General features: G+C 56.7%; 9 protein-coding genes. 8 read left to right on the top strand and 1 reads right to left on the bottom strand.

Features of this window, described 5'->3' with window-relative positions:
- Positions 1 to 153 precede the first annotated feature (153 nt).
- Complete coding sequence (locus AC5020_RS15465) at positions 154 to 1050, bottom strand: MFS transporter (RefSeq protein ID WP_464988926.1); 897 nt, start codon at positions 1048 to 1050, stop codon at positions 154 to 156.
- Positions 1051 to 1535: 485 nt separating this feature from the next.
- On the opposite strand from AC5020_RS15465, the gene AC5020_RS15470 reads away from it, so the two are divergent.
- From AC5020_RS15470 to AC5020_RS15505, 8 genes are all read left to right on the top strand, one after another.
- Entirely contained in the window at positions 1536 to 2216 is a 681-nt protein-coding gene (locus AC5020_RS15470; protein WP_464988927.1) for an AAA family ATPase, read from the top strand.
- Positions 2217 to 2625: 409 nt separating this feature from the next.
- Complete coding sequence (locus tag AC5020_RS15475) at positions 2626 to 2967, top strand: nucleotidyltransferase family protein (protein WP_464988928.1); 342 nt, start codon at positions 2626 to 2628, stop codon at positions 2965 to 2967.
- Positions 2951 to 3481 (top strand): histidine phosphatase family protein, encoded by a 531-nt coding sequence (locus tag AC5020_RS15480; protein WP_464988929.1) that lies wholly within the window; start codon positions 2951 to 2953, stop codon positions 3479 to 3481. The genes AC5020_RS15475 and AC5020_RS15480 overlap by 17 nt, the downstream gene beginning before the upstream one ends.
- 62 nt (positions 3482 to 3543) lie before the next feature.
- Positions 3544 to 5694, top strand: coding sequence for a PEP/pyruvate-binding domain-containing protein (locus tag AC5020_RS15485; RefSeq protein WP_464988930.1), 2151 nt, complete (start codon positions 3544 to 3546; stop codon positions 5692 to 5694).
- Positions 5687 to 6835, top strand: a complete 1149-nt coding sequence (locus tag AC5020_RS15490; RefSeq protein WP_464988931.1) for a glycosyltransferase — start codon at positions 5687 to 5689, stop codon at positions 6833 to 6835. Before AC5020_RS15485 ends, AC5020_RS15490 begins: the two co-directional genes overlap by 8 nt.
- Positions 6836 to 7032: 197 nt before the next feature.
- Entirely contained in the window at positions 7033 to 8277 is a 1245-nt protein-coding gene (locus AC5020_RS15495) for an MFS transporter (RefSeq protein WP_464988932.1), read from the top strand.
- A gap of 113 nt (positions 8278 to 8390) precedes the next feature.
- The gene (locus tag AC5020_RS15500; protein WP_464988933.1) at positions 8391 to 9689 is read left to right on the top strand and encodes an ABC transporter substrate-binding protein; all 1299 of its coding nucleotides are present in this window, start codon (positions 8391 to 8393) and stop codon (positions 9687 to 9689) included.
- Positions 9689 to 10471, top strand: coding sequence for an ABC transporter permease (locus AC5020_RS15505; RefSeq protein ID WP_464988934.1), 783 nt, complete (start codon positions 9689 to 9691; stop codon positions 10469 to 10471). Before AC5020_RS15500 ends, AC5020_RS15505 begins: the two co-directional genes overlap by 1 nt.
- The last annotated feature ends 53 nt before the right edge of the window (positions 10472 to 10524 follow it).

Genomic DNA, 10524 nt, shown 5'->3' on the forward strand with positions numbered 1-10524 from the left:
TGGAGGGTGACGCTCTGGACCTTGCATACCCCGCTCCGTGGAAAACAGGGCTCGCCTTCAAGAACCTCGCGGCGATCTGGGCTAACTAAAAAGCGCTAGGTCATCATCGACTGATCTTCACCAACACGGTGTCTGTCCTCGAGGTCGGTGCCATCACGAAGGCGATGGGTGATGATCCTCGCGTGACAGCCGTCCTGCTTCAGGCGACCCCTCGCACGCTCCACAATCGACTCCGGACGCGGGAACATGGCGACAGCCTCGACGCCCATGCGGCAAGGAGCAGGGACGCCGCCGTGCGGCTCGACGTGGACTCTGAGTCAGCTGTGCATCGCCTCGACACGAAGGGTCGCACTCCGCAAGACATAGCCCAGCAGATGAGCGCGCTTCTCGGCTGGACCGAATGACATAACACGTCGGCTTCGCAACGATCGTGAGCCCGGCCGTGAGCCACGCGGCCTGACACCCCAGCTGACCTGATCGTGCGGCAGTCCCGTCCATCCCCGTATCGGACCAATTATGCGCGGGCGATAGTCGGCGGTCGCGAGCGAGTAGGGCCGTCACGAAGAGCAAAAGAATGAGAACGGCAGTGATCGCGAGGTAGCCCGCTCGCGCTGAGTGCTCATCGACCAGCTGGCCGATAAGTGGAGCGGCCACGGCGGACCCGAGAGCACTGGCCGATCCGGTCCACGTGATGGCCTGGACGTAGAGCGAGGCGGGAGCGGCCTGTTGGAGCTTGACCGCTGCGGGGATCACGATCGGGGAGACACATGTCCCTGCAAGGGTCGTCAGCAGTACGAGTGACACGAGATCATGGGATTGGCTGAGTCCGAAGCAGAACAGAGTGAGTCCTGCCGTGCCGAGCAGCATTGCCGGCCCCGTTCCGATCCGGTGGGATGACGCGCCATAGACGAAGCCGGCGAGTAATCCTCCGACCCCCCGGCTGCGCCTATCAGGCCGGCATACGGGGCTACGCCGAGAGATAGCGCAGCTGCCGTTAGGCAGATCGTCGTTCCGCCGAAATAGAGGGACTCCCGGAGGAGCCTCTGACACTGGCCCAGCTCACCGGCGACGACAGGGTCCTGACGACTGCGATCGCCACCGCGCTGCGCGACGAGGTCACGCTCGACGACAGCACCTGCCGCTGGGAATCAGATTCCTGTCCAAGCACGGACACCCCGCCCAGGGCGCCGGGACTTGCTGGGTTTACTTGATTCGGTACGTCGATCGCGGTCTCGAAGGACCGGCGGTCAAGACGCACCAGGCGGAGATCCGCAAAGAAGACGCCGACCTGACCGCCGTACAGACCTACCGCAGGATCAAGAGCCGCTGAGGTCTCCGCGGCGGGGCCTGGCAGAGGGTTCCTCGCTCGGCTGTGCGCGGTCGGGTGGGAGGTCGGCTCCCCCGGCCCTCTGGAAGCCCGGCCACCGCGCCTGTCGCGCGGCGAACCGTCACACCCTCCTGCAAGACACGACTCGTGACCGCCGGCAACGGCGCCGAACACGCCCGCGCAGCTACACGACTAGAAACTGTGAACAGTGATACCCTTCACACGCAAAGGAGCACTAACCGGGCTGCTAGCCGCCAACCAAGGCAGGCACAGCCCCAAAGGAGACAGTATCTCTAAAAGCAATGCGCCCGCCGCAACGCGAACTCTCCGAGTCGCAGTCACTGGTCAAGCAGGCGTGGGAAAAGACTACATCGCCACTCGCTTGTCCGCCCGAACAGGAATACCCCATCTGAACTGGGGAACTCTCCTAGGCGAGTATCTAGACCTAGACCGCGACACAATGATGTCTGTTACACCTTCCGAAGCTCTATATGCCGCCCAACAAGCAACAGCAACCCGACTGAGCACGATCAGTCCCTTGATCATCACGTGCCATACAGTGCGCCCGATCAACGGCCAACTGGCCTATCAGCTTGAAGTCGAAAGAACGTTGGCCGCCGACCTCTATGTCCATATCGTGGCGGACGCATCCATTCTCCGCGACAGACTCCACAAACGCGCGAAACTAGAGTCCCGTAATGTCGCCGTTCCGAGTCTTACAGACGCACAGAACGCCACTAACATCATTAGGCACCAGCTGAAACAGCTAACCAATGCGCTCGGCACACCGCATTGCGAAATTCCGAATAATACTCACGGAGGACGCGACGCACTGGATGCAGTGAGCGCTCAACTAAACCGATTCCAAACCGGAGGCGACAATGCATAGTCTACCTACGATAGAGGTTACGATATCCGCTGCTGGACGTAATACTCGAATGCAACCCTATTTACGTAGCGCGGGCCTCGGCGAATCGCTCCCAAAGGGACTACTGCCAATCGGCACGAACTCCCCCCGCGGAGACACTCTGCTTGGACGCATATGCAGAACGGCGCTACAGATGAGGATGCGTACAGTCCTGTACGCAAACCCAGACACAGTCAAGCCTATTTCTCTCCACCCAAGCATACCATCCGCCGTAACCGTCGCAGTGAATCGCAACATCTATGGCCCATTGGGACCAGCATTTCAGAGTCTCAGTCGTGGATGCGACACTGCAATAATGCTCGCTGGGGATTTTTGGGCCGATTTTGACTTAACCGCAATGCACAAGTGGCACATAGGGCACAATCGCCCTGTGAGCATACTCGTCGCGCCAACAGCAGCGACTAACGGAGCTGCCATATTCCGGCTAGGACACAACGACGAGCTTCTCTCGTGGGAACGAACCGCAAGCACTGACAGCGACGACTACATCAATATCGGCGTCTACATAATCGATCGCACACCTGAGGTAATGGCTTACATTGCAAACTCCACCAGTCACAAGGAGGACACATTCAATGACTACGTGGTAGCACATTCGCTCGCGTACGCCTACATGCCGCAAGGGCGAGCCTATAACGTAAACGATGAAGCCGCCCTTGTGGCGATGGCTGCAGACCCGCGGATCGGAGGCGACGATGCACTTGCGCTTTGAATCCCATGCCACGAGCGTGGACAACGAAGCTGGGATTATGTCGGGATGGACGGATCCCCCCCTGTCAGACGAAGGCGTTCAGCAAGCTATAGCTCTTGGAGAGCGACTAAAAACCCGCAACATACAGCACATATACACATCAGACTTGCGTCGAGCGTACCTAACGGCAGAGATCGCGGCGAATTACATCGGGTGCAGAGTGATCCGAGATTGGAGGCTTCGCGAATGCGACTACGGTCTCATGTCCGGGCAGCAGCGACACGGGAGCACTATTGCGACAGAAGCAAACATCCTCACGCCATTCGAGGGGGGTGAGAGTGTCAGCCAAGCTGTCACACGAGTTACGCAGGCACTCACAGAAATACGCGAACAGAAAAGTGCCCGAGGCATTTGCATAGTCGGCCACCGAGCGACACAGTATGCCATTGAACGAGCGGCCACGCCTGCTCGTCCCCTCTCCGAACTAATTAACCTCGACTGGCATTGGAAGCCAGGATGGGAGTACGCTCTATGACTATCCTCCCGGCCACAAAAGAAACCGAAGCGGTAAAAGACCATTCGGCCAGAACGCCACGCGTGCTGATCAACTCCAGGACTACAGCTTCCCTTCTAGGCGCCGAGTTCCTCAGCCGGCTCTACGAACGGCAGAATCCTGCTATCAACCCGTACCGGCTGGACACAGTTGAGGTATCCTACTCCTCTGGGAAAGTTACTGCCACCTGCGACAGGTGGGAGTGGGAGCGTGTCACTTCCGGACTTGCACGAATCTTCAATTCGAACCTCCAAGAACGGCTTGGCCGTCTAAACAAGTCACTAGATCGGCCCAGAATCGATACAGAACGTCTGCTAGCTCACGCGCAGGACGTCTGCCTAGCCGATCTAAACGAGTGGGCTCTGTACGATCTTCTTACCGATTTGTTCTGGATTCCGCTTGGAGACATCTACGAAGTCAACCTTGTTCAGGTAGAGGTCGCGCTATCCCGCCTCCTTAAGTACCGGATAAGCAATGACATTGGCGAGTCGAACCTTCTCACGCTGGATCAGCTTGCCAGCGGACTTGTCGCCGATTCAACGCCAACCGCGTTAATGACAGAAGACCGCAAGTTTACCGAGTTCGCTCGCGCGAACAGTGGCCTTCGAGGACCGCAACTCCGTGAAGCGCTACTCCCTTGGCTACAGAAATATGGAAAGCTTGCCTCTGCCTACGGCCGATCCACTCCCTCGATAGCAGAGTTCGAAGCGCGCTTCCGCCGGGCTTCAAGATCTGCGCCGCCCGTACGCAAAAACTCCTCTAAGACTCCCTCTCTTCCCGAACTTACTCTGGGCTTGCGCGACGAAACACGAGAGCTAGCTAACGCGCTACGCACGCTAGGCGCGCGTCGGGATGCCAACAAGGTACTCATGGGGAGAGCTTCTACCTTTAGGGAGACTGTCGCCCTTGAGCTGGCGGCCCGAGTGCACCTGCCGCCCTCTGTCAGAGCGAATCTGCTACTAGACGACTATTACGAGCTCACCAGTGGGTGGGCAGCTCGACCAGCCGAGCTGGCCGCGCGAGACCATGGTTTTATATTCTCGCGGACGAGGATCACCGCGACAGGGAGGCCTTCGTCAAGTACAGCAAACCGACACACGACGCGCCGCCTCCACGGCATTCCCGCTTCATCAGGCGACGTCACCGGACTGGTCTATCATGTCGAGGCCAATAGTAGACTTACTGACGAGCTACCAGATAATGCCATCATTGTCACAGCAGGCACCGATTTTGATATCGGGCTACTGCTCACGAACTGTATTGGCATCATAACCGCAGAAGTTGGGCTTCTGAGCCACGGAGCAGTGGTTGCGCGTGAGCGAGGCATCCCGTGCCTTCTCGGCGTCGCTGACCTAACAGATCTACGACACGGGGAAACCATCCGGCTCAATGCCAACGAAGGCGTCGTCGAACGCCTCGATGCGGCGCGACCAACAGGGTACCCGGCCGTCGTCCCTCTGGATGACCCAATCTTGCTTGAAGATCTGTACACAACATCTAGCCCCGACATTGGTGGGAAGGCTAGAGGGCTGCGTCTCGCGGACTCCCTACATCTGCCAACGCCACCACAGCTGTGGGTTGTGCCATCTAGGACTTGCCGTCGTCTACAAAACGAGTCGAACGAGTTGGAAAAGTTGGTTGAAGAGGTTGTGAGGCTCGCGAAAGGTGAACCCATCGTTGTGCGCTCCAGCGCCGAGCTGGAGGACTCTTGCGAGGCCACAGGAGCAGGCATATACGACTCGGTCGTCGGAGTGAGCCCAACGTCTACCGCAGTACGGAACGCGCTTCAGCATGTTATAAACAGCTCAAGAGCCGATCGCGCACGCTCGTATTACGGAGACGCAGACCGACGAGCAATCGAAAAGGTGGCAATTATTGTGGGCCCGTACTTGGCAGGTTGGATGCACGGGCACGCGTACTCGGACGGAAGGCCAGACTCTCCAGTGTACATTGATGCGGAAGGCCTGCATCAGCAACGGTCCTTCAGTATCGACCGTTCCACTCCCGAACCTGCAACGCACCAGAGTCTCGATGCGCGAGAGCAAGCATTCAATACGGTCACTCACTATGCGCGTCTGGGCGCTACCCACTTCGAAGCGCCAGCGGGTATCGAATGGGTAGTCTCTGCGGACAACAAAGTTACGGTTTTGCAACTGCGCCCAATGGAAAGCGCCCAGGTGAACGCAGATGACTGATCAATCCGCCGTAGCTATTCTCATCGTCGTTCGCAATGAGGCCGACAAGCTCCGCCATACGCTAACCGTGCTGCGTGCCTTCTGTCGCGAATTAGTTGTTGTAGACACTGGTTCCGACGACGATAGTGTAGAAGTCGCGAACGCGAGTGGTGCCTCAGTGTATTCGGCACCAGAGTCAGTCTGGGGGAAGTATGCGTCTATGCGTAACTGGGCTCTCACAAAGATTCAGTCACCGTACGTTCTCTGTCTAGACGCTGATGAAATGATCTCCGCCGAGGGGTTAAGTGCTGTCGCTCAGACTCTTACTTCCTACCGCGTCGCGCGAGTGTCTGTCCGCAACTGGATCGGCAACGGACAGCTATCAACGCTAAACGCCGTTCGCGCGTTCCGTACGGACCAAGGCATACAGTTCAAGCGAGAGATCCATGAATCCGTCAAGGATTCGCTACCTAAGCGAGAGACGATTCCAGTTGTTCCCACCGTTGTAAACCATTATGTTCTGTGGGGTGCATCGGTTGAACGGGATGCCAACTACATTTCTCCACTCCAAGCCCAAGCGGCCGTGAACCCACGAGACGTAACGTCTAGATGGCAGCTAGAAGTGGCGCGGTTTACGTATGATGACAAAGAGCTCGCGATCGCGCAAATGAGAGATCTGTGCAACCAGTTTCCGGATTCGCCTCACGCCGTATATTATCTTGCCTACATGCTTCTTTCCATGGAGGATTACGCAGGGGCCCATGAAGCGTTTACCGGTACTCTTCGGGTTGCCGATAGGGTTCCTTGGGAGGCGCATTTTCGCGCGCGCGCATGGAGCGGCATTGCGAGAACGGTGGCGGGCTTCGGAGAGTGGGAGCGAGCCCTTGTAGCTTCAACTAATAGTGCCGCGGAAGCGCCTCATGACGAGTACCCATTGTTGAACCGAGCGAAATGTCTAAAGGAGCTGGGTGATGCCGATTCGGCGGTTAGGTGTGAACGTCTAGCGCTCCAACGTAATAGCACCATCGCAGATCCGTTCGTGATGCTGGAAACAACCTTTAGGTCAATCTATAGCTTGCACGCAACATTAATCGAGCCACTTTCCGCGTGGCGCGGAGCAAATGAGCTCCAGAGAAACTCCGTACACCACCCGCTACTTTGATCACTTTAGCGTTCGATTGCTACCCCAGCTGATAGTGATTGTCGCGGGCGTCTCCCTGCTCTCCAATGCAGCACACTGTCTTTCCAGTTTCCTCTCTGGGCAGATTAGGTTGCGGCACCAGCAGTCTCGGTCGTGCCCCGCAGGTAGAAGTGCTACGCCGGGCCTTTGGGCAAGTCGACGCGTGAGGAAGGCAGCTGATGAACGCTAACGGACGGATACATCTCGGAGCAGTTTTTGTAACGTATGCAGTTGCGAGCGGTCTGGCTAACACAGGCACTTGGATGATGAGAGTCGTGCAGGATTTGATTGCGCTCTCTTTACCGGGAAATTCGGCGTTAATCCTGACTGTTGTAACAGCAGGACAGTTTCTCCCAACGCTCCTGTTCAGCACGTTCGCTGGAGCGTTGGCGGACCGTCGTAGCCGTGCCAGCATTGTACTGGTTGCGAAATGCTGGATGATGACATGGGTTTTGGTGACGGCCGCGCTTTGGTGCGGGGGCCTGTTATCTCTTCCAACTCTTTTAGTTTGCACCATTGCTATAGGTGTCGGTGCGGCCTTCGATGGACCCAGTGCTCAATTGTTGATGGGCGACCTCGTTCATCAACAGTTACTTCCAAGGGCCGTTAGCGTCGGCTCGAGCATTTACAACTTGGCTCGACTTACTGGCCCTGCTCTTGCGGGCGTTACGGTAAGTTCATTCGGGTATTCGACTGCGCTAGCAGTAATCGCTGTGCTTCACACTCCGCTTATATTCGTCTTGGCGCGCATACGGAACTACTCTGTGATTGACGGTGCCAGCGACAGTCATTCGAGGAAGACGGTGGAACGAAATCTGTCAGTGGTGCAAAGCAATGTCCGTCTTGTCATCCTCGCTATGGCGTTCATGGGTTCGTTTGCCATGAATATGCACATGATGGTCGTAGGCGTGGGCCAGCTGCGTTACTCGCTAACGCCAGAGTATATGGGTGTAGTCCTGTCGCTCGTCGGCTTTGGAGGAGTATTGGGAACCGCAGTATTCGGCGCACGTAATAGGACTCCTTCGTTACGATCTGTATTTGGGGGCTTTATGGCTGTCTGCTGCCTACAGCTGGTCGCGCCATGGACGCCGGTTCTTGTGTTCGCGGTTTCGTGCTTCATTCTAGGCGGACTCGTGCAGGTAGGTTCCGCGAGAGCGAACGTTTTTGTGCAGCTCAATGCGGATCCTTCGCGAAAAGGTGCCGCCATGGGTTGGTACGCCCTCGCTGTGGCGGGGGGCACTCCGGTTGGTGTGCTAATCATCGGAGCCTTGGCGGCGACATTCGGTGATGGCTTCTTAATGGCTGCTGGTGGAGGTATTGCTCTTGTCGCAATTGTTGCCTTGGCCGCATTTGCGGGCTTGCGGAATAGGAACGAGCAGAATTGGATGTCTGATAAAACAGATTGCGCGAAAGGCTCACTGTGATTGGCCGGAGGGATGTGCTGAAAGCATCTAGCGTTGCCTTTGGTGGGGCTCTTTTAGGTGCGGGGTGCAGTTCTGTGGGCGCTCTGACGGACATCCGGGTCGGCTACCAAAGCATGACCTTGAACACAGCGAATGCCGGTGCGCTTCTCAGAGAGTGGGGACTATTCGAAGAGCGACTTCGCGTTCACTATGGAGACAATCCGGAGCGGCCGAGGGTAGTATGGCGAGATTACGATGCAGGCGCGTCAATAACGGCGATGATGGCGGCTGAGAAGCTGGATCTGGGCTCGATGGGTGATCTTCCTATTCTAGTCAATGCACACCGCACTTCCGACTCCCCGCACTCCGCGAGCGCTTTGATTGCAGCGACAAGCTATAACGGCATGGGAGCGTTGAACGGGATCGTCGTTCCTTCATCAAGCTCAGTTGACCTGTTACCCGGCCTCTCCGGAAGGGTCGTTTCTACGAGCGAGGGCTCTGCGGGGCACGCCCTACTGGTGGCTGCCGCATTGATGGAGGATCTCGATCTATCAAGGGTCCGAGTGCAGAATCAATCGCCAAGCATCGGTGCATCCAGAATGCGTTCGGAGACAGTGGATGGGCTTTCGCAGTTTGGCCCATGGCCGGGGGTGCTTGTCCATGAGGGTAGCGGTCGGTTGATCTTTGACGGCGGTGCGGTGAAGGAGCCTACATTTCACGGTGTCGTGGCCAGAAAAGAATGGTTGTCGAATAATGAGACAGTGGCCATTGCGTTTATCGAGGCCATGATTCTCGCCACCGAGCGTATTCGAGAAGACCCGCTGGGCGCGGCACGTGTGTTGTCAAGATTGACAGGTTTTGAGCTGGAGGTGGTGTACCTCTATGTAGGCAATATTGGGTTAGCTACCTTCAACCCCGCACTGGGCCATGAGCTTGTACAGTCTCTCAAAGATAAGAAGGAGTTCCTTTCGGAGCACATGCTTGAGCTCGAAGTGAACCTCGCCGAGGTAGTCGATCAAGACTGGGTGCCCCGTGCAGTAGAGAGTCTACTGCTCACTGAGAGGGTTTTGCCTGCGTATCTGGAGCGCAAACCTTGGGAGCCCAATGGACTGTCAGCGGAGAAAGCTGTTTGTGAGTGTTGGTTCAAAGGTGAAAATGCTCCACGCGGGTTCACATCCCCTCGAGAGCTTCTGAGTGCAGTTTCATTGGCAGGTGGCTCGAGTGCCGTGCGTGCGACATATGTTCCAGACGGTGTTACGGGGACGATCTGGTTCGGCGAGCGAAGCTTCTGGGCACTCATTCCTGGCAAGGGGGGCAAAGTTGACAGTATTTCATGCGCTACGAATCAAAGTTGGCGGGAATTGGAGCGCACCCGAGGGAATTGTGAGCAGTTGACCTTCGATCAAGCGGTCTTCAGGAGTGATGAGTTGTGATGAACGTAGACAACCGGCGCCTTAACATGGCTATTAGTTTGGCTGCGGTGGCTATGTGCATTGTTGGGTGGCATTTGCTCTCAAGTCATGAGGTGCGCTTGTTGCTTGCCTTCGATCGACTGCCGACGCCGGCGGAAGTGGGAACCGTTCTTCTGGGCTGGGTAACTAGCCGTACGTTCTGGAGTGATGTCGGTCAGAGTGTGACTAGGATTGGTTGGGGATTCGGCGTGGCGTCCGTTCTGGGGACGGCTGCGGGTATTGCGGCTGCAAAGTATAGTGTTGTGGATGCGATCTTGTCGCCGATTATTGGGATAGTGCGACCAGTGCCTGCTATTACCATGGTGCCGATGGCGATTCTTTTATTGCCTGCAACTGAGCTAGCCATTATTAGTATCACCGGAGCCGTTGCGTTCGGCCCGATGTATGTAAGTACCAGGGCAGCATCGTGCAGAATTCCAGAAGCATGGACTGATAGTGTAGTGGTAATGGGGGCTGGGAGACTAAGGGCTATTTGGTATGTGTTGATCCCGGCTATTGTCCCCAGTATCTTTGGAGCAATGTCCGTTGCTATTGGCGTTTCGTGGGTGTGCGTTGTGTCTGCGGAAATGGTTTCAGGTGAGTCTGGCTTGGGGTATAGAACTTGGAGGGCATTTACTGTAGTTGATTACCCGGCAGTTGTGGCTGGGATGGTCGCGATCGGCGTAGTGGGATTCATTTCAGCTTCCGTATGGGATGGCCTATCGGGTGTATTGGGGTCTTGGGAGGAAAAGCGCAGTGGGTGACGATGGATGCCGTGTGGTAGTATCAAGAGTGACACTGTCATTTGGTGATAGTG

The organism is Brachybacterium sp. SYSU DS0246 (genome assembly GCF_059391765.1).